This window comes from Allocellulophaga tsushimaensis, from assembly GCF_055383085.1.
Window position 1 is genome coordinate 2260832 of record NZ_AP039451.1, and the last position, 20351, is coordinate 2281182.

Sequence of the window (20351 nt, forward strand, 5' to 3'; positions counted from 1 at the left end):
GCCTTTTGCTAAAAAAACCATATAGTCTTTGGCATAAAATAAGAGATATAAAAGTGATTCAACTCCACGATAAAAAATTTGAACCCTATATAAGCGAATCAGAATTGCTTACTGCCGTACAAGATATTGCCACCAAAGTTGCACTAGATTATAAAGATAAAACACCTGTTTTTGTGGGGGTTTTAAATGGTTCTTTTATGTTCGTTACAGACTTTTTAAAAGCATACCAACATCCATGTGAAGTTTCTTTTGTGAAATTAAGCTCGTACAGTGGGCTTACTTCTACCGGAATTGTAGAAACACTTTTAGAGTTTCCAGAAAATTTAGAAGGCAAAAGTGTTATAATTTTAGAAGATATTATAGATACGGGGAGAACATTAAAAGAATTAGTACATCTGTTATCTAACATTAATGTTAAAGAATTTAAAATTGCTACATTATTTTTTAAACCATCGGTATATAATGGAGAATATAGAATAGATTATGTAGGTAAAGAAATCCCTAATAAGTTTATTGTGGGATATGGATTAGATTATAATGAATTGGGTAGAAATTTAAAAGAAGTATACCAATTAAATCAGAATACTATGATAAACCTTGTGTTATTTGGAAAACCTGGTGCTGGCAAGGGCACGCAAGCAGAATTTTTAAAGACATCTTATAATTTAAAACACATTTCTACTGGGGATGTGTTTCGTTATAACATTAAAAATGGAACTGAATTAGGGAATTTAGCAAAGTCTTATATGGATAAAGGAGATTTAGTGCCAGATGAAGTCACCATAAATATGTTACAAGCAGAAGTAGATAAAAATCCAGAAGCAAGTGGGTTTATTTTTGACGGTTTTCCGAGAACTACAGCACAAGCAGAAGCTCTTGACGCATTTTTAAGCTCAAAAGGAATGAAAATTAATGCTACAATTGCCTTAGAAGCTAATGATGAAGTGCTGATACAACGTTTATTAGAAAGAGGTAAAGTAAGTGGTAGAGCAGACGACCAAGATGAATCTAAAATAAGAAATCGTTTTGATGAGTACAACGAAAAAACAGCTCCATTAATGGATTATTATTCTGATCAAAATAAATTTTATAGTGTTAATGGTATTGGCGCTATAGATGAAATTACATTACGGTTAAGTAAAGTTATAGAAGAGCTGTAACTATAAAAAATGTCCCAGCAATTTTGGGAGTTAATGAGTTTGTATCCTTGTTGCGGTATAAACTCATTTTCTTTTTCATAGCATGAATTATGTATTTTTGTAACACAATATAAATTAATTAGTTTTTAACTATTTCAAACTTCCTTATGACAGAGGGTAATTTTGTAGATTATGTAAAAATAAACCTAGAATCTGGTAATGGAGGAAAAGGTTCTGTGCATTTACATAGAGAAAAGTATATTACAAAAGGTGGTCCAGATGGTGGTGATGGTGGTAGAGGTGGTCATATCATTGTAAGGGGAAGTAAAGATCTTTGGACTTTATTAAGTTTTAAATTTAAACGAAATTTTAAGGCTGGACATGGTATGCACGGTGCAAAAAGTAGAAGTACTGGAGCAGACGGTGAGGATGTATATTTAGATGTGCCTTTAGGAACCGTAATTAAAGATGCTGAGACAGAGCAAGTAATTATGGAAATTACGGATGAAGGTGAAGAAAAAATCTTATTGCCTGGTGGTTTAGGTGGGAGAGGTAATTGGCATTTTAAATCAGCAACAAACCAAACACCAAGATATGCGCAACCAGGTATTCCTGGAGGAGAGCTTTCTGTAATTTTAGAGTTAAAATTATTGGCTGATGTTGGTTTAGTTGGTTTTCCTAATGCAGGTAAATCTACTTTACTTTCTGTAATAACAACTGCTAAACCAAAAATTGCAGATTATGAGTTTACAACCTTAAAACCTAATTTAGGAATTGTAAAAAATAGAGACTTTCAGAGTTTTGTAATGGCAGATATTCCTGGTATTATAGAAGGAGCAGCAGAAGGAAAAGGCCTAGGCTATTATTTTTTAAGACATATAGAGCGTAATTCAACCTTATTGTTTTTAATACCAGCAGATACACCAGATATTAAAAAACAATACAATATACTAATTGGGGAGCTGAAAAGGTATAATGCAGAGCTTTTAGATAAAGAACGTCTTGTAGTAATTTCTAAGAGTGATATGTTGGATGATGAATTAAAAGCTGAAATGAAAATAGAATTAGACAAGGAATTTGAAAATATTCCTTATTTGTTTATTTCATCTGTAGCACAAACAGGAATTCAAGAGCTTAAAGATAGCCTTTGGAAAATGTTAAACACTTAAAAGTGTGCATATATTAAATGCTATTATATCTATATTTATATAAAGTTAAATCATGAAAGGAATAACTTCTTTTGTAATAATAATTATATGTTTATTTTCTTGTACTGCTGTACGAGTAAGTTATGATTATGATACTAAAGAAGATTTTTCTAACTATACCACCTATAACTATTTTCCTGAAATGGAAACTGGTTTAAGCGGGCTTGACACTAAAAGGCTTTTAAAAATTATAGATTCTACCATGCTAACTAAAGGTATAAAGCTTAGTGAGGAACCAGATTTTTTTATCAATATAACAAGTAATGCTTACAGAACGGGTCAAAATAACACAATTGGCGTTGGAGTAGGGAGCACAGGTAGAAATACTACCGGGGGAATTTCTGTGGGTATACCGTTTAACCCTTCTAGTTTAAAACGAGAAATACAATTTGATTTTGTAGACTCACATAAAAATGTTTTGTTCTGGCAAGCAACAAGTACAAGTGGCTTTAAAGAAAATGCTAAGCCGGAAACACGCAAACAAAAATTGCAAGAAGTTGTAAACAAAGTATTTGCAACATACCCTCCTAAAATAAGATAAGTTACTATTAGTTTATATCTTTGTAAGATTTTTTTATTATTTTTGTAATCCATATGATAAATATTTACGTATTTATTATAAAAAACCATGATACTAAATCATAACTTATTAGTTAATACCCCTCTTATAACTAATACAATTAATTTTAATTTAAAACAGAGTATTCTATAGAATAGAGTGCTACGTGTTAATTGATTTCTAATACAGAGAATATTATATAGATAACGATAGGAATTAAATTTTCAATTTTTAAGTTGTAATAAGTAAAGAGTGATAAATAATAACAAAATTTCGAAAAAACAAATGACCTCTGGAACTGATCATTACTTTTCTGATGGTCACAGTAATAATAATGTTTTTCCTAAAATTAATATTACAAAACCAACTAGAAAAAGTATAAAGGTTCATAAAAATGATTCTCAAATTATATTAGATCACAAAACATCGCGTACTTCTAAGAGACTCCTTCTTCTTATTATTATTATAGGACTTTGGTTGGGTTATGTAATAGGTATAAAACTTTATACTATTTTCTTTTAAGCAAGAACAATAGATTTTAACTACTATAAATTCTCCTATTTCGATTTAGAATTGAAATACCCCCATTCAGTACTTAAAAATAACCGTTCGTCATATTAGCTTTTTAAAAGCTGAATAATGGCTATACTTTTACATTGTAATCAAAAACGAACAGTTAATTTTAAAATTTTAATCATGAAAAAATCAATCATCGCTTTCGGACTTTTAACAAGTGTATTTTTAACCACAACAGTAAACGCTGCTACTCCTGTAACGCCTAGCAAAGAAAAAGTAACTAAAACAGTTATTACTGGGGTTACGCCATTAAGTATTGCGGTTGCTAAAAACGACTTCGCTACGGTACATAAATTTATAGAATTTGGTGCTAATGTAAATGAAAAAACAGTAGCCAGTGGAATGACACCTTTAATGTATGCCGCGCGTTACAATAATGTAGCTTTAGTACAGTTTTTAATAGCTAATGGAGCAGATACAACTAGTACTTCTAAATTAGGGTGGACTGCAGCAGATTATGCAAAAGTTAGTGGAGCAAGTGAGGTGCTTACAGTGTTAAAGACCTTATAAGAAAATCTTTCATCAATCATTACATTAATCAAAAGAAAAGGCTGTCTACATGTAGACAGCCTTTTCTTTTGATTAACTATAAACGTTATTATTTTACTTCAAAAGTAATTTTAACGTTAACTCTAAAATCAGAAACCTCGCCATTATCAACGCTAGCGCTTTGATCCTGTACATATACAGAGCGAATGTTTTTTATGCTTTTAGATGCTTGGGCTACTGCCTTTTTTGTAGCGTCTTCCCAACTTTTTTCCGAATTTGCTAATACTTCAATTACTTTTAAAATTGCCATGGTTTGTGTTTTTAAATTATTTCTTTAAAACTAATGAAATTATTACAATAACATAAAATTTATATTAAAAAATTAACCATTTAAAGCAACTACATTTGTTACTTTATCAGCCATCATATTTTTAAGCATATTTTCAATTCCGTTTTTTAATGTAAAAGTAGAGGATGGGCAACCACTACATGCACCTTGTAAAATTACATTTACAGTTTTACTTTCTTGGTCATAAGATTTAAATAGAATATTGCCACCATCACTGGCCACTGCAGGTTTTACATATTCTTCCAAGATATCAATTATTTTTTTAGAAGTATCGTCTAAATTTTCATTGTGTAATTGTGTAGCTGGTGCTTCAGCTTTCTTTTTTGTAACACTTTCGGCTGAAACAACTTCTTTTCCTTCACTTAAAAAATTTCTAATAAGTTCTCTAATCTCAAAAGTTACCTCGTTCCAATCTGCAACATCATATTTCATAACAGAAACATAATTTTCATCAAAAAACACTTCTTTTACAAAAGGAAATTGAAATAAGTTTTTAGCAAGAGCGGAGTCTTTAGCTTCATCTATATTTTTAAATTCAAAAGCAGTTGTTACTAATGCTTTATTAGCAACAAACTTCATTACTGTAGGGTTTGGAGTACTTTCAGCATAAACAGTAGCTGGTACTTTTTTAGGATCTTCTTCTTCGTGAACAATAGGCTCTCCACTATTTAGGTATTCCACCAATTGTTGTGCTACTTCACCTTTTACATCTTCCCATTGTACAATATCGTAACGCTCTAAAGCAATAAAATTAGAAGAAATATAGACCGTTTTTATAAATGGTAAGTAAAATAGTTGTTGTGCTAAAGGGGAGTTTTTAGCCTCGTCAATATTTTTATATTCGTAATTGGCATTTTTGGTAATAAAATGGTTTGTGTCAAACTTTAATATGCTAGGGTTATTCGTTTCTACGATGGTAATATTAAACTCTTTCATAGTTTTAATTTTTTTTACAAAAATACAAAGTAAAACCATGTAAATGAATATATAATAATGTTGTATTTATGCCGTTATCTTTATATTTGATAGCAACAACCTACCAAAATCCCTTAATCTAATTCAATGAAACACCTTTTTTATACTTTATTAGTATGTTTTTTATTAAACAATACTTTATCTGCACAAGAAGGTATTCCTGTTTATTTTGATTACTTATCTGATAACTATTACTTAGTTTTTCCATCAATGGCTGGTATTGGAGAAGGTGGTAAAATTAGAGCAACTGCAAGAAAACAATGGTTTAACGTTGATGATGCACCAAATTTACAAACCTTAAATGGGCATTATAGATTAAATGAAAATAGCGGTGTAGGAGCTATTTTGTTCAATGATGCAAATGGTTTTCATTCGCAATTAGGAGCTAAATTAACCTATGCACATCACCTCAGATTTTCGGGAGATGTTAGAGTATTAAATCAGCTTTCTTTTGGTTTAAGTGGTACTGTTCTACAAAATAGTCTAGATGAAACAGAGTTTAGGTCTATTGAAAACGATCCAGCTATTAGTAATACGGTAATAAGTGAGTCTTACTTTAATTTAGATTTTGGAGTGTCATATAACTTAAGGGAATTTTATTCGCATTTTGCAGTTTTAAATATTTTAGGATCTGAAAGAAATTTATATCGTTTTGGAAGAGATGATATAAATAACCTTCCTGTTGTTAATAATGCAAGAAGATATTTACTATCTGCGGGTTATATTTTTGGTAGGAATGAATGGCGGTTAGAACCATCAGTTTTATTACAAATAGCGGAGTTTAGATTTCAGAGTGTTGCTGATCCTGTACCTTCTCTAAGTCTAGAGAGATTAGCCGACTTTAATGCAAAAGTGTATAATGATTTTAATGAAGATACTGTACTATGGGGAGGTATTTCTTACAGAAGAAGTTTTGATGGATCTTCGAACGGAATAAGAAATCAACCATTACAAATCATTACACCTCTTGTAGGTGTCAATTATAAAAAATTCCTTGTCTCATATAATTATTCGTACCACATAGGAGACGTTACTTTTGGTACAGGTGGTTTTCACCAAATTACTTTAGGATATGATTTTGGACAATCTGAAAAACGCTACGATTGTAATTGCCCCGCAGTTAACTATTAGTATTAATTAAAAGGAAATAGACTCATTGCAAAATGCAATAAGCCTATTATAAAAAAACCAACAACTAAAAAGGATTAAGTACCCCTATACTTTATTCATCCCATTTATATGATTTTTTTTCAGCTTGTTTTTTTATAGCACTGATCATAGCATTTTCTAATTCTCCAGTATTTCCATCTTTTTGGTTTTTAGCAATATAAGCTTGTCTTTTGGTATTTAATTCTTGAATTTCTTTCTGAATTTGAATGCGTTCCTTTTTCTTTTGAGTAATATAAATCTCAATTTCTTTGTTCGATTTTGATTTTAATTCTACAGGTAATTGTTCTTTTTTTATTTTACTAATATCAAATTCTTTATCCTCTGCGGCGTCTACTAAATCCCAGCTCGCATTGCTATACAATCTAGAACTTTTGCTTACGGCTCTTTTTATAGCTACAGATTCTTCTAATTCCATAGCATTAGAATCTTGCTTATATTGGTTTTGTACTTTACTTGCTCCTAAATAGCCATAAGAAATATAAGTGGTATTTAATCTTTTGTTTAATCGTATAATAACATCATCATAAGGCGTATCTATTTGTACAAGCTTTTTATTATGATCTATGGCAAAATAGTCGCCACCAGATTGTTGTGCACCATCTTTCCAATGACCAGAGATACCTTGTTCATAATTTCCACAAAAAATAGTATTTACTACAACGCCTTTTTCTTTTGCATTTGTAGTAGCATCTTTATAGTTTAATTTTCCCTGCGAAAAGGGTTCGTTACCAGCAATAAAGATCATTTTAAGATGATCAGGGTTTTTACCCCACTCTAATTGTTTTAGAGAAGTCTGTATAACTTCACCACAATATTCTTCACCACCATTTGTGGTTAAAGAAAATAGTTTTTCAGAAATCTCATCTAAATCATCACTAAAACCTAATACTTGTTGTATGTAACCTTCTTTAGAAGATAAACCATCATTTCCGTATTGGTATAATGCAATTTGTAAGTCTGGTCTAATGTAATCCGGAGTTGGATCATTACCACATTTTGCCCTAACATAAGCAAACTTATTTACAATATCCCATAATTGTGCTTTAGCTTGCTCTATAAGCCCATCCATACTATTGCTTGTATCTAGTAACAATGCAATTTGTACAGTGTTACTTTTGTGTTTGTGGTCTTCAGCATTAGCTTGTGCTATAATTGTTTTATTAGTTTTTTTAGACTCACAAGCAGAAACTGTACTTAAGGATAAGCAAAGTAAGCTCATTCCAATTTGTTTAATATATTTCATCACTTCTATTGTTTTTTGATTATGCTGTAAAACTATCGGCAAACTTTTTCTAAAAAAACATCCAATGAGTTAAATGGTATTTTGGATGCGTAAAGTTGCTTTTTGAGTTTGTAAAATGCTAAAAAGTGATGATATTAAGAGGTCTGCAGAAAGATTGTCATTTTTTAATATCATATAAATCAACTAAGTTTATCCTGTTATACTACTTAGAGGTATAAAATATGAGCAAATTATATTACAGTTGTATTCTATTATTACTTTTTAGTTCGTTTGGTTTTTCGCAAACATTACTGAACCGAAAAACTGTTGTGATAAAGGGAAAAGTAGAAAGTTATAAAGATAAAATACCTATACCAGGTGTAGTTGTTACAACTACTAGTGGAGGGTACGAAGTTACAGATACATTTGGTAAGTATAAAATAAATGCTGTTATAGGGGATGAAATTCGTTTTGATAGTCCTTCTTTTGATACTGTTTTTTATATCATTAATAGTGATGAAGATGTAGATGTTTCTGTGAAAGATTATGATGAAGATTTTAAATATAAGGATAAACGAAGTGTTTCTAAGAAAACAATTTCAATTCACGAGGCTTATTTAGATTCTGCCAAGCTGTACAAGAAAAGAGATATTGAAAAAAGTATTGATTTTATTACCCAGTCTATTGCGGCTTTAGGAAGAAATCAGAATAAAAAAGCTTTAGCAAAATCATTAACTAGTTTAGGAGAAGTATATCAATATCATAAACAATATGATTTAGCCATTAAGAATTATAAAGATGCGTTAAAATCTAATAACAACATACAAACAAGTCTGTTATTGGGTAAAAGTTATTTGTTAAATAAAGAGTTTAAAAAAGCGGAAAGTACTTTTTTAAGGATTGTAAAGACTAAAAAAAACGCCCCTTTTGATAAAGCTAAAATCTACGAAGGCTTAGGAGACGCTTATTTAGGTTTAGGAAATGCTAAAAAAGCAATAACTAATTATCAAAAAGGGCTAGATATAGCAAAGAAAAACCTTATTAGACCTAAAATTACGGATCTAAATTCTAAAATTGCAGATGCATATGTAGCTGATAATCAATTAGAACAAGCAGAAACTTATTATGGGAACTCTTTAAACCTATCTAAAAAAGAAGCACCTGCACGAAATTTAAAAGAAGAAGCTAAAGTAGCCGATTTTTACAATAAAAAAAATGAATATGATAAAGAGATAGAACTCCGTAAAAATAGTATTAAAGTTCTAGAAGATATATCATCATTAGGGAGAACTTCTTTTTCTGCTGGAACTACAATTTCTCCAGATTCTATTTCTTCGCAACGTATTAATTATAAAATAGCTAATGCTTATATTTTACAAGGAAAAAATGATGAGGCTATACCATATTTAGAAGAAAGTATAGATGATGCCGAAGATGAAGATGACTTGGTAGTACAAAAAGATGCTACCCGTAAGCTATCTGAAGTTTATAAAAATATAGGAGCGTTTAATAAAGCATTAGAAACGTATCAGAAATATGTTACTGTAGTAGATACCTTGTACAGGCGTAAAGAGCAGGAAATTTCTAGAGCTGCTCGTTTTAATAGAGAAATAGCTTCTAAACAGAGTAGAATAAGCAGCTTAGAGCAAGAGCAGGAATTATCGCAAAGTAAATATGATTTAGCACTTACAAGCCAACAATTAGTACAGCAGAATAACCAAATACAAAAATTAGTGATCTATTCTTTAGGCGTTGCCATGCTGTTATTAGGTTTAACAGCATATTTTTTCTACCGAAGCAATCGTCAACAAAAATTAGCTAATAATTTATTGGCCTTAAAGTCTTTACGTTCACAAATGAATCCGCATTTTATTTTTAATGCTTTAAATTCTGTAAATAATTATATCGCAAAGAGCGATGAGCGTAGTGCTAATAGATACCTAAGTGAGTTTTCTACTTTAATGCGTGCTGTTTTAGAGAATTCTGAAGAAGATTTTATCCCCCTAAGCAAAGAATTAGAGCTCTTAGAATTGTATACTAAATTAGAACATTCTAGATTTTCTGATAAGTTTGATTATGAAATTACGGTTCATGAAGATATTGCGATTTCAGATTTTCAAATTCCTCCAATGCTACTTCAACCGTATATAGAAAATGCTATTTGGCATGGATTGCGTTACAAAGAAGAAAAGGGATTTTTAAAAATTGAATTAAAACAGAAAGGATCAGAAATTATAGAAATTACAATTTCTGATAATGGAATAGGAAGAGTAAAATCAGCAGAACTAAAAACAGTACATCAGAAAAAACAGAAATCAAAAGGAATGGGGAATATCAAAAAAAGAATTACCATTTTAAATGATATGTATAAAGATAAAGTTGATGTAGTTATTGCGGATTTAGAAACAGATGGTTCTGGGACAAAAGTAATTTTTACATTACATAAAGATTAATTTGATTTAATAGTTAAGCCATCATAAATTTAGAATACATGAAATTAAATGCAATTATAGTAGAGGATGAAGCAAATAGTAGAGAGATTCTAAGAAATTATTTGGCTAAGTATTGCAAAAATGTAAATTTAGTAGACGAGGCGAGTAGTATTAAAGAAGGACTTGCTCTTATTGAAAAGCATAATTTAGATCTTATTTTTTTAGATGTAGAAATGCCGTTTGGTAATGCATTTGATCTTTTGGATAAAGTGCCTGACCGTACCTTTGAAACCGTATTTGTAACCGCATATAATCAATATGCAATGGATGCCTTAAATAACCATGCAGCCTATTATTTAATGAAACCTATAAATATAGATGAACTGATAAAAGCAGTAGACTATGTTACCGAAATCAGAGTAAAAGAAGATGCACTAGAAGACAGGGTTTTACAACCAAAACTAAAAAAAGTTGATGGTAAGATTACAATTCCACAACAAGATGGCTTTCAGGTATTAAATGTTTCAGAGATTTTGTACTGTAAGGCAGATGATAATTACACAGAGATTTATTTAGAGCATAAAAAGATAGTAGTAAGTAAAACACTTAAATATTTTGAAGATGCTTTGTCTGGTTTTCAGTTTGCTAGAATTCACAAATCGTATCTAGTAAATGTAAATGAGGTAATTCATTATAAAAAAGGTAAAGGGGGTAGCGTTGTAGTTTCTAATGGAAAAGAATTATTAGTATCTGCCTCAAAGAAAAAGGAATTTTTAGCTTTTTTTGAATAAAAAGGGTTTAGGAAGTTTATAACTTCAGTTTTAAAATGCAACTATTTTTCTTTTACTAAATTTACTCAGAGTATTAAAATTAAATAACTTTAAATCTTTTCAAACCTGAAACCTTTTTTATGATCATAAAAACCATTAATAATAAAACTCCCAAAATAGGGGAAGACTGTTTTATTGCAGAAAATGCTGTTATTGTTGGCGAAGTTACTATGGGGAACCAATGTAGTATTTGGTATAATGCGGTATTACGAGGCGATGTACATTTTATAAAATTGGGGAATAAAGTAAATGTACAAGATGGGGCCGTGCTGCATGCTACATACAAAAAATCACCAACTACAGTAGGGAATAATGTTTCTATAGGGCACAATGCAATTGTGCATGGCTGTACTATAAAAGATAATGTTTTAATAGGTATGGGCAGCATAGTTATGGATAATTGTATTGTAGAATCTAATAGTATTATTGCTGCTGGGGCTGTATTAACTAAAGGAACCCATGTGCCATCAGGGACCATATTTGCAGGAATGCCTGCAAAAAAAATAAAAGATATTAGTCCAGAATTAAGCAAAGGAGAAATAGACCGTATTGCAGAAAGTTATGTGATGTACTCTGGATGGTTCAAAGAATAATTGCTTCTTTAAGAACTGTTTTTTTGGATATAAGAGGCGTAAAAACCTTTTGAAATAGATACTTGTGCTTGCCAGTTAACTTTAGTACTTTTATCGCCCTAAAAATAACATAGAGATGAACGCATATGTATTTCCAGGTCAAGGCGCACAGTTTGTAGGAATGGGCTTAGATCTTTACGAAAAGTACCCTATAGCCCAAGAACTTTTTGAGCAAGCTAATACTATATTAGGTTTTAGTATTACTGATATTATGTTTCAAGGAACCAAAGAGGCTTTAACACAAACAAAAGTTACGCAACCAGCTATTTTTTTACATTCTGTTATCCTGAGTAAAGTTATGGGAGATGCTTTTAAACCAGATATGGTAGCAGGGCATTCTTTGGGGGAATTTTCGGCTTTAGTAGCAAATGGTGTTTTAAATTTTGAAGATGGTTTAAAATTAGTTTCACAAAGAGCTTTAGCCATGCAGAAAGCTTGTGAATTGCAACCAAGTACTATGGCTGCTGTTTTAGCATTGGCAGATGATGTAGTAGAAAATATATGTAAAGAAGTATCAGGAATTGTAGTAGCTGCTAATTATAATTGCCCAGGGCAATTAGTAATTTCTGGAGAAGTAGAGGCTATTAACACAGCTTGCGAAAAATTAAAAGAAGCAGGAGCTCGTAGGGCATTAGTTTTACCTGTGGGTGGTGCTTTTCATTCCCCATTAATGGAGCCAGCTCGTGAAGAATTAGCAGCAGCCATAGAAAACACAAATTTTGCAAAGGCAGTTTGTCCTATCTACCAAAATGTTACAACAATAGCAGTAACCGAGTCTAATGAAATAAAAGAAAATTTAATTTCTCAATTAACCGCTCCAGTAAAATGGACACAAAGTGTACAAAATATGATTAAAGATGGGGCAACACAATTTACAGAAGTTGGTCCTGGCAAAGTATTGCAAGGTTTGGTTAAAAAGATAGATGCCTCAGTAGAAACTTCTCCTGTAGTATTAGAATAATAGTGTAAGTTTTTAAACCGAAATAAGTGCATTTTGACTGTTAATTAAAAACCAGTACTTATTTTATGAGTAATTTAGATTTTACTGTATATTTTTAAATAATGAAAAGCTATAAAAGACATCTATTTTTTGGAATACTCTTTCTATTATCTGTAATTAGTTATAGCCAGTCTACAGTAACCATTTCCTCACCAAATGATAGTAATACATCTAATGAAGAAAATAATATCACTTCTTTAGGAGTTTTTCGTATAGATTTAGGTTCCGTAAATAATTCGGGTAATTTTGTAACTATTAATTATGTTATTGGAGGATCAGCAATACCTGATTCTGATTATATCAGTTTAGGTAACTCAATCTTAATCCCAAATGGGCAACGAATTGCTGAATTAACCGTAGTTCCAATTGATGATGCTGTTTTTGAAGGGAATGAAGATGTTGTCATTAGATTATTAACTTCCGATAACTCATCTTTTATTATTGCAAATAATAGTAGTAGTAATGCATCTGTAGCTATCATAGATAATGATGGTTGCGAAGCAGGACCAAATGCCCCAACCTTGCAATTACCAATACCAACGAGATATTGTTCTGGTATGGAGGTAGATTTATCTGCTTTTGTAACAAGTAATACACCACCTTTAACAACGCTTAGATGGAGTACTAGCTTAAATCCCAATCCTAATGATTCTGCTTCCTTTTTACCATCATCTATCGTAACTGTAGGGGGAGATTATTTTGGATTTTATTTTTCTAATAGTAATGGTAGACCTTGTATAAGTCCGGTAGTTGCAGTACCAACCTTAACGTTTGATACTCCGCCATCTCTTGGTAGAGCAAATAACAATAATATTAGATGTAACGATGCAAGTAATCCATTAGGTATACGAACTATCATAGATTTAGATGCGGCAATTGATGGCGAAACGCCCGGAGGAAGATGGAATGCAGTTTCATTTCCATCTGGCGCTGCTGTTACTATAGACACGAGTACAAACCAAGTAAATTTTAATGGATTACCACCTGGCACATACGAATTTTCCTATACACCAAGTTTTGCAGCAGCCCCAGCATGCCCTAGAGAAAGTATAACCATTCCAATATATGTTACAGATTGTAGACCTTGTGGAGCTGGTATATTACCACCAACATTAAATACATCAGTGCCCACAACATTTTGTGTGGATAATGGAAGTACTTTTAGTCAAGATTTAAATGAATATACAAATGATACACCACCTTTAGGTACTAGATTAATATGGAGTAGAAGTTCAGATTTTAGAAGAACAAATGCTTATGTAGATGAGAGCAATAGAGTGATAACCCAGCCTGGTACATTTTTTGCATTTTTTTTAGATGAAGCAAATAATTGCGCAAGTGCTGTCCTATCTGTTTCTTTAGTACGTGTATTTAATCCTGAAATTCTGAGTGTAGATGAAGTTTCATTATGCGGTTCAGGAGTGATAACTTTAAGCGTTACCGCTACAGTTGGGAGTACTGTAAATTGGTACGAAACTGAAACCAGTACAATTTCTTTAACCAATGGTTTAAATTTTACAACACCTAACCTTGATGTAACTACCACTTATTTCGTTGAAGCATCAGCTAACGGATGTACTTCTGGTAGGCAACCTGTTATAGCAACAATCAATATTGAACCTATTGCAGACACCAATGGAACCCTAATGGCATGTAATGTTTCGGGCTCACCAACAAACCCGTCTCTTATAGATTTAGATAATGGATTAACTACAGATACAGCTGCTGGAACTTGGAGTATTACAACTGATCCTTCTAATAGCTTAGTCATTAATAATGATAATACAGTAGATTTTGATGGTGTTGCTCCAGGAGATTATCAATTTACATATACTACAAATACAGCTGTTGCGCCTTGTGAAGATAAATCTGTTGTATTAACCGTTACAGTGCAAAATTGCATTAGAGATGCAGATAATGATGGACTTAGTGATGAGTACGAAGATAGTATTGGAAGTAACCCTAATTCTAATGATACGGATGGTGATGGGCTATTAGATGCAGATGAAATTGGGGGCGATTTAGATAATCCAAATGACGAAGATGGGGATGCTATCTTAGATATTCTAGATTCTAATATTTTAGATACAGATATGGATGGTTTTATAGATCAACAAGATCCAGGAAATACAAATCCATGTGTACCAGACAATACTGTAGGCTTATGTGATACCGATGGAGATGGTTTTACTGACGGAGATGAAGAAAGTATGGGAAGTGATCCATTAGATGCCTGTGATCCTGAAATTTCTGCAAATTGTATGCCAGATCCTATTGATCTTGAAATAACTAAAGAGGTAGATATACAAAGACCAGAAATAGGTGATGAAATTATTTTTACCATAACACTAGCAAATCTTAGCCAAGATGTAGTTTTTGGTGCTGATATAATTGAACAGTTAGATGATGCTAGAGGGTTTAGGTATATTTCCCATGTAACTTCAATAGGAAATTACAATCCAGAAAATGGAATTTGGAGAATCACAGAACAAATAGAGGCAGGTGAAACTAATACGTTAATTATCGTAGCTGAGGTTTTAGATGAAGGAGATTTTATAAATACAGCAGCAATAATAGCCTCTTTTCCGCAAGATGATAATATTTCTAATAATATTGCTAGCATAACTGTAGCTGTTATTATAAGGTCTAGTGATGTATGTGGTCTTTTATTTAATCAGTTTTCACCTAATGGAGATGGTGTTAATGACTTATTACGAATTAACTGTATTGAAAATTTTCCAAATGCTTTTATAGAAATTTTCGATAGATACGGAAACCAGATCTTTCAGGCTAATGGTTATGATAACACATGGGATGGATCAACTAAAAATGGAGAGGTGCCAAAAGGAACATACTATTATATATTAAATTTAGGAGATGGTTCTGAAACAACTACAGGATGGATTCAAATTATAAGATAATATGAGAACAACTTATAAATTGAAGTATTCGATAACTATAAAATGTATTGTATCTACAATATTGTTTTGCCTTTTTGCACAAGTGAATTATGCGCAAAAAGAACCTCAGTATACACAATATATGTACAATATAGGAAGTTTTAACCCAGCATATGTGGGTACTGTAGAAAATACAGAAATAGCTTTAGCATACCGTTCACAATGGCTTTCTGTTCAAGGAGCACCTAAAACCATACGATTTGGAGCTAATTTACCTTTTAGTGGAAAAAATGCAGGTTTAGGTTTAAATATTGTTAATGATGAGCTGGGACCTACTACACAAACTTTTATAGATATCGCCTATTCTTATGAAATAAACGTATCTGAAGTAACAAAACTTTCTTTTGGCTTAGATGCTGGTGGAGCTCTTTTAAATGTGGATTATTCTAGAGGCAATTTTGAAGATATAAATGAGCCCTTGCTACTAAATATAGACCAAGAAATCAGTGGTTTTTATCCTACTATAGGTGCAGGCTTGTTTTTATATAGTGATAATTGGTATGGAGGAGTGTCCGTTCCTAATTTTTTAACCAGCTTATCTAATAATAATGATATTATTAATTTTTTAGATGATACTATACAGTTTAATGCTATAGGTGGTGTAGTTTTTGATTTATCAGAAAATTTAAAATTTAAACCAGCATTTTTATTAAATTATACCGATGGGCTCCCTTTAAATGTAAATTTATCCACTAATTTTTTAATTAATAATATTGTAACTGTTGGTGCTTCCTACAGGCTAGATGCAGCTGTAAGTGGTCTAGTAGGGGTGCAAATTTCTAAAAATATGTTTTTTGGCTATTCATATGATTATGATACCAATGCTTTAGGAGCTTTTAACAATGGGTCACACGAAGCAATCCTTAAATTTAATTTAGGTGTAGGTGAATCCAATTCAAAAAACAACAGAACTAAGAACCATAATTCTAAAAAGAAACCAAAGCAGATAGATTCTCCAAGGTTTTTCTAATTATAAAAGTATAATGAAACTAAAAGGAATTATATTATTTTTTCTAATGTTATCTACATTAGGTTTTGCGCAAAAGAAATCAAAAGGAGATTTTTTCTTTTTTGAGTATTCTTATGAAAAAGCAATTGAGGCTTACACGAAAGAATCAAAAGACAGACCACTTACCAATCAACAAACATTAAATTTTGCTGACGCTTATTTAAAAACAGGTCAATATAAAAAAGCATCTACATTATATAAACTTATTTACGCAAGAGACAGTACTTTATCTAATACCTATATTAATAAGTTGATATTAACTATCGGTAAAACAGATAGTTTAAAAACGGTAAAAACCTTTCTAAAAAATACTTCTAATTTTTTGTCTGATGAATTGTTAGAGAACTCGGAGCTTAATTATAAATTATTAGAGTCTGATGAAAATAATGCCTTAGACTATAAAATTTTTAATTGTAATTTTAATAGTCCTCAAGCAGATTTCTCCCCTTCTTTTTATAAAGAAGACTTGTTATTTACCAGTGGAAGGCCACAAGGTAAAAAGAAAACTTATGGCCCTTCCGGAGAAGCGTATTTGGATATTTTTCATGGAAAAATAAATGCGGATGGCAATGTTAATGCCCCTCAAGTTTTTAAAGAAATTCCTAGTTCTAATTTTCATAAGGCAACTCCTTTTTACGTGGAAAAATTAAATGCAGTATTATATATGTTATCTAATGCTGAAAACGGAAAGTTAACCTTTGATGAGAATGGTAAGAATGCACTCGCGATAGGCTTAGGAAATACAAAAGGAGTATTTAGATATTTGCTCAGAGATTTAAGCACCTCTTTTTACTATCCTTTTTACGATAAAAATACAAGTAAGCTATATTTTGCAGCAGATTTCGGTGATGGATATGGTGGTACAGATATTTATTATGTGCATACAAATAATGGACAGATCATGTCAGCTCCCATAAATTTAGGAGCACGTATAAACTCGCCTGGAAATGAAATTTCACCTTTTGTTTTTGAAGGAAGTTTATATTTTGCATCAGATATTTTTTACGGTTTAGGAGGTATGGATATTTATAAAGCAAATGAATTGTCTGATGGAGAGTATAGTGTTCCATTAAATTTAGGTGGAGCAATAAATAGTGTTTCAGATGATTTTAGTTTTATTATTAAGAATGATTCTCAAGGTGGTCTTTTAGGTTATTTTTCATCTAATAGAAAAGGAGGTAAAGGAAATGATGATGTATACGGTTTTATGGTAAAAGAAAAACCAGGAATAAAAACATTAGTCTTTAGTGGAAGTATTGTAAATAAAAAAAATAAAAAAGAAATAAGTAAAGCTAAAATTAGAATTTTAGATAAAGATCAAAATCTTCTAAAAGAGCTTTCAGCTAATGAAGAGGGTAATTATAGGATAGAGGTTCCTTGGCAAGAACAGATTACATTAGAAGTTTCTAAAGAACGCCATGCAGATTTTACATCAACTTACAATGAAGAACAATTAAATGAAATTACGGGTAAAAAACTAGATGTTGATTTAATATTAATAGATGATTTAGTTGAAAAGAAAGAAAAACAAACTGTCTTTAAACTAGAAAGATTTTGGTTTGCAAGAGGCTCTAGCAGGATTACTCCAGAAATAGCTACTGAGTTAGATAAAGTAGTAGCTGCTATTAAAAACTTTCCGCAGTTACAGTTAAGAATAGAATGTCATACAGATAGTCGTGGAGGAAGTAGTTCTAATTTTTTAATTTCTCAAAAAAGGGCAGATCGTATTAAAAAATACCTTACTACTAATGGAGTGCCTACTACAAATATTTCATATGCTGTTGGTTATGGAGAAGATAAATTAGTAAATAAATGTAGAAATGGAGTGTATTGTTTAGATTTTTTACACAAACAGAATAGGAGATCTCTAATCGTTATTTTAAATTACAATATATTGTTTTAAAACAATCCAGAAGTAATACAACGAAAATAAGGACAGAAATATAATACCTATAAAGGTTAGTATCTTTAAGCTTTTATTAGGCTTATATTCCATAGGAATATCATTACTAGTAACGTTTTTGTAATTCAAGAATCCAATAATAGGTGCCACTACAAAAGATACAAAGGTGGCTAGTGCAACTAATTTACCCATATTGGCTTTAAAAGCTGCAACTACTATAAAATTAATCATTGCAAGAACGATAACAGCAATAGCAAAAAAATATTTTTTATGCTTGCTTTTAGGTTGATTGGCCAACAATTCTACGATATCCACACTTACTCTAGAAATTGCATCATGAGCCGTCATACAAGTACTAAACATAGTAGAAAATGCAGCTATAGCAATTAATATGTAGGCCCATGACCCAATATTTGTAGTGAATAATGTAATTAATTGATCTGAAAAAATTACGGCACTATCACTAATTTTTGTGTTAGAACCATATAATGTCATCCAACCAATAATTAAAAAGAAAATAGCTAAGACTGCTGTTAAAATATATCCTAAATTAAATTCTTGCAAAGCTTGTTTTAAAGTTGGCTTAGAGGTATTTTTAAATTTTTCAATACTCCATAAACTAACCCAGCTTGATGCTTCTACTGTAGTTGGCATCCAACCCATTAAACCTATTAGAAATAGCACTCCAGCCTCATTAAAAATTGTAGGAGGGATAAAATTAGCCTCAGGAGTAATCTGGCCATTATAAACAACTAGTACAGTTGTAGAAATTAAAGCGATAAATAATATACTAACTACAAATTTTAAAGAGATTTCTAGGAAAGTATATTTTCCAATGATTAACAATAAACTAATAAATGCAAATAAGCCTAATGCAGTTTCACTAACACTAAAATCTACTTTAAATAGATTTATAAATAATCCAGCTGTAACGGTATATAAAGCAGCTAATATTGTAAAAGTGGTTACTATTGTTATTAATGCATAAAACCATAAATAACCACGTCCTCTATTTAAATATCCTTCTATTACTGTTTTGTTTGTAATATTTGTGTATCGGACTCCGAACTCAAAAAATGGATATTTTAAAATATTTGCTAAAATAATTGGGATAACCATAATCCAGCCATATTGTGCACCAGCTTTAGTAGATAAAACTAAATGAGAGGTGCCAATGGCCATACTGGCAAATAAGAGTCCAGGTCCTAAAATTCTTAAAAAAGATTTAAAACTACTCATATTATTTAATCTCAATTTTATCTCCGTAAAATTTAGGTTGTTTATTAGTCAATAAATCTAAAAATACTTTTACTCTCGCAAAATATTCTCTCACCTGTACTTTAAGTCCATTTTTTCCAGAAATATCTCTGGCATTAAAACCAATTGCATTAATCCCTTTTTTATGAGCAATATAAATAGCTCTTTCATTATGGAATTTCTGAGAAATAATCGTTACATTTTTTAAGCCAAAAACATATCTTGCCCGCATTACAGAATCTAAGGTTCTAAAGCCTGCATAATCTAAAAATATTCTTTCTTCAGGAATACCCTTGGCAATTAAATCTTTTTTAAAAGTTTTTGGCTCATTATAAAATTTAGTTCTATTATCACCACTTACCAGAACAAATTTAATTTTTCCAGCTTTGTATAAAGCTACAGTGGCCTTAATTCTATAAGTGTAATACGGGTTTGCAACGCCACTTTTTAAATGAGAAGAAGTGCCTAAAACTAAGCCAACTTTGTTGCTAGCAATAGTATTAATATTAGAAAATGTTTTCTCCTCTGTGCTATTAGCTATTATGGTATTGCAAGTTATAAGAAGTACTAGTAGTAATAGTATTAGAATTGAGAAACTATAAATAATTTTTTTTCGCATCTACTTTATAAAAGTATAAAGT

The 20351-nt window shown here is 31.1% G+C and carries 18 protein-coding genes; 13 read left to right on the forward strand and 5 right to left on the reverse strand.

Annotated elements, in window-relative coordinates; translation table 11 throughout:
• Positions 1-53: 53 nt before the first annotated feature.
• The 5 genes from ACZ451_RS09670 (at position 54) to ACZ451_RS09690 (ending at position 3992) form a co-directional block, all read left to right on the forward strand.
• On the forward strand, positions 54-1160 hold the full coding sequence (locus tag ACZ451_RS09670) for an adenylate kinase (protein WP_464216918.1): 1107 nt from the start codon (positions 54-56) through the stop codon (positions 1158-1160).
• A gap of 146 nt (positions 1161-1306) precedes the next feature.
• On the forward strand, positions 1307-2308 hold the full coding sequence (gene obgE / locus ACZ451_RS09675) for a GTPase ObgE (protein WP_464211837.1): 1002 nt from the start codon (positions 1307-1309) through the stop codon (positions 2306-2308).
• Positions 2309-2360: 52 nt separating this feature from the next.
• Positions 2361-2888 carry a DUF4136 domain-containing protein gene (locus tag ACZ451_RS09680; RefSeq protein WP_464211839.1) on the forward strand — a complete coding sequence of 176 codons (528 nt, stop codon included), beginning with the start codon at positions 2361-2363 and terminating at the stop codon, positions 2886-2888.
• A 303-nt stretch (positions 2889-3191) separates the two neighbouring features.
• Positions 3192-3428: a hypothetical protein gene (locus tag ACZ451_RS09685; RefSeq protein WP_464211841.1), complete on the forward strand. Its 237-nt coding sequence runs from the start codon at positions 3192-3194 to the stop codon at positions 3426-3428.
• Positions 3429-3602: 174 nt separating this feature from the next.
• The gene (locus ACZ451_RS09690) at positions 3603-3992 is read left to right on the forward strand and encodes an ankyrin repeat domain-containing protein (RefSeq protein WP_464211843.1); all 390 of its coding nucleotides are present in this window, start codon (positions 3603-3605) and stop codon (positions 3990-3992) included.
• Between the two features lie 88 nt (positions 3993-4080).
• Here the strand turns inward: ACZ451_RS09690 and ACZ451_RS09695 are convergent, their stop codons facing one another.
• Together ACZ451_RS09695 and ACZ451_RS09700 are read right to left on the reverse strand one after the other, a co-directional pair.
• Complete coding sequence (locus ACZ451_RS09695; RefSeq protein WP_464211845.1) at positions 4081-4281, reverse strand: dodecin family protein; 201 nt, start codon at positions 4279-4281, stop codon at positions 4081-4083.
• Between the two features lie 72 nt (positions 4282-4353).
• On the reverse strand, positions 4354-5256 hold the full coding sequence (locus ACZ451_RS09700; RefSeq protein WP_464211847.1) for a NifU family protein: 903 nt from the start codon (positions 5254-5256) through the stop codon (positions 4354-4356).
• Positions 5257-5382: 126 nt separating this feature from the next.
• On the opposite strand from ACZ451_RS09700, the gene ACZ451_RS09705 reads away from it, so the two are divergent.
• Positions 5383-6426 carry a PorP/SprF family type IX secretion system membrane protein gene (locus tag ACZ451_RS09705; RefSeq protein ID WP_464211849.1) on the forward strand — a complete coding sequence of 348 codons (1044 nt, stop codon included), beginning with the start codon at positions 5383-5385 and terminating at the stop codon, positions 6424-6426.
• 91 nt (positions 6427-6517) lie between these two features.
• On the opposite strand, the gene ACZ451_RS09710 is transcribed toward ACZ451_RS09705, so the two are convergent.
• Positions 6518-7708, reverse strand: a complete 1191-nt coding sequence (locus ACZ451_RS09710; RefSeq protein WP_464211851.1) for a vWA domain-containing protein — start codon at positions 7706-7708, stop codon at positions 6518-6520.
• A 221-nt stretch (positions 7709-7929) separates the two neighbouring features.
• On the opposite strand from ACZ451_RS09710, the gene ACZ451_RS09715 reads away from it, so the two are divergent.
• The 7 genes from ACZ451_RS09715 to ACZ451_RS09745 all read left to right on the forward strand — a co-directional run bounded on the left by ACZ451_RS09715 (position 7930) and on the right by ACZ451_RS09745 (position 18453).
• Positions 7930-10140, forward strand: a complete 2211-nt coding sequence (locus ACZ451_RS09715) for a tetratricopeptide repeat-containing sensor histidine kinase (protein WP_464211853.1) — start codon at positions 7930-7932, stop codon at positions 10138-10140.
• A gap of 38 nt (positions 10141-10178) precedes the next feature.
• Positions 10179-10910 (forward strand): LytR/AlgR family response regulator transcription factor, encoded by a 732-nt coding sequence (locus ACZ451_RS09720; protein ID WP_464211855.1) that lies wholly within the window; start codon positions 10179-10181, stop codon positions 10908-10910.
• A gap of 119 nt (positions 10911-11029) precedes the next feature.
• The gene (locus ACZ451_RS09725) at positions 11030-11542 is read left to right on the forward strand and encodes a gamma carbonic anhydrase family protein (RefSeq protein WP_464211857.1); all 513 of its coding nucleotides are present in this window, start codon (positions 11030-11032) and stop codon (positions 11540-11542) included.
• Between the two features lie 115 nt (positions 11543-11657).
• The gene (gene fabD, locus ACZ451_RS09730; RefSeq protein ID WP_464211859.1) at positions 11658-12542 is read left to right on the forward strand and encodes an ACP S-malonyltransferase; all 885 of its coding nucleotides are present in this window, start codon (positions 11658-11660) and stop codon (positions 12540-12542) included.
• A 101-nt stretch (positions 12543-12643) separates the two neighbouring features.
• Positions 12644-15502: a T9SS type B sorting domain-containing protein gene (locus ACZ451_RS09735; protein ID WP_464211861.1), complete on the forward strand. Its 2859-nt coding sequence runs from the start codon at positions 12644-12646 to the stop codon at positions 15500-15502.
• Between the two features lies 1 nt (position 15503).
• Entirely contained in the window at positions 15504-16511 is a 1008-nt protein-coding gene (locus ACZ451_RS09740) for a PorP/SprF family type IX secretion system membrane protein (protein WP_464211863.1), read from the forward strand.
• A gap of 13 nt (positions 16512-16524) precedes the next feature.
• Positions 16525-18453, forward strand: coding sequence for an OmpA family protein (locus tag ACZ451_RS09745; protein WP_464211865.1), 1929 nt, complete (start codon positions 16525-16527; stop codon positions 18451-18453).
• On the opposite strand, the gene ACZ451_RS09750 is transcribed toward ACZ451_RS09745, so the two are convergent.
• Together ACZ451_RS09750 and ACZ451_RS09755 are read right to left on the reverse strand one after the other, a co-directional pair.
• The gene (locus ACZ451_RS09750) at positions 18430-19692 is read right to left on the reverse strand and encodes an NRAMP family divalent metal transporter (RefSeq protein ID WP_464211867.1); all 1263 of its coding nucleotides are present in this window, start codon (positions 19690-19692) and stop codon (positions 18430-18432) included. The genes ACZ451_RS09745 and ACZ451_RS09750 overlap by 24 nt on opposite strands.
• 1 nt (position 19693) lies before the next feature.
• A complete protein-coding gene (locus ACZ451_RS09755; protein WP_464211869.1) occupies positions 19694-20329 on the reverse strand; it encodes a SanA/YdcF family protein in 636 nt (211 codons plus the stop codon).
• Positions 20330-20351: the final 22 nt, after the last annotated feature.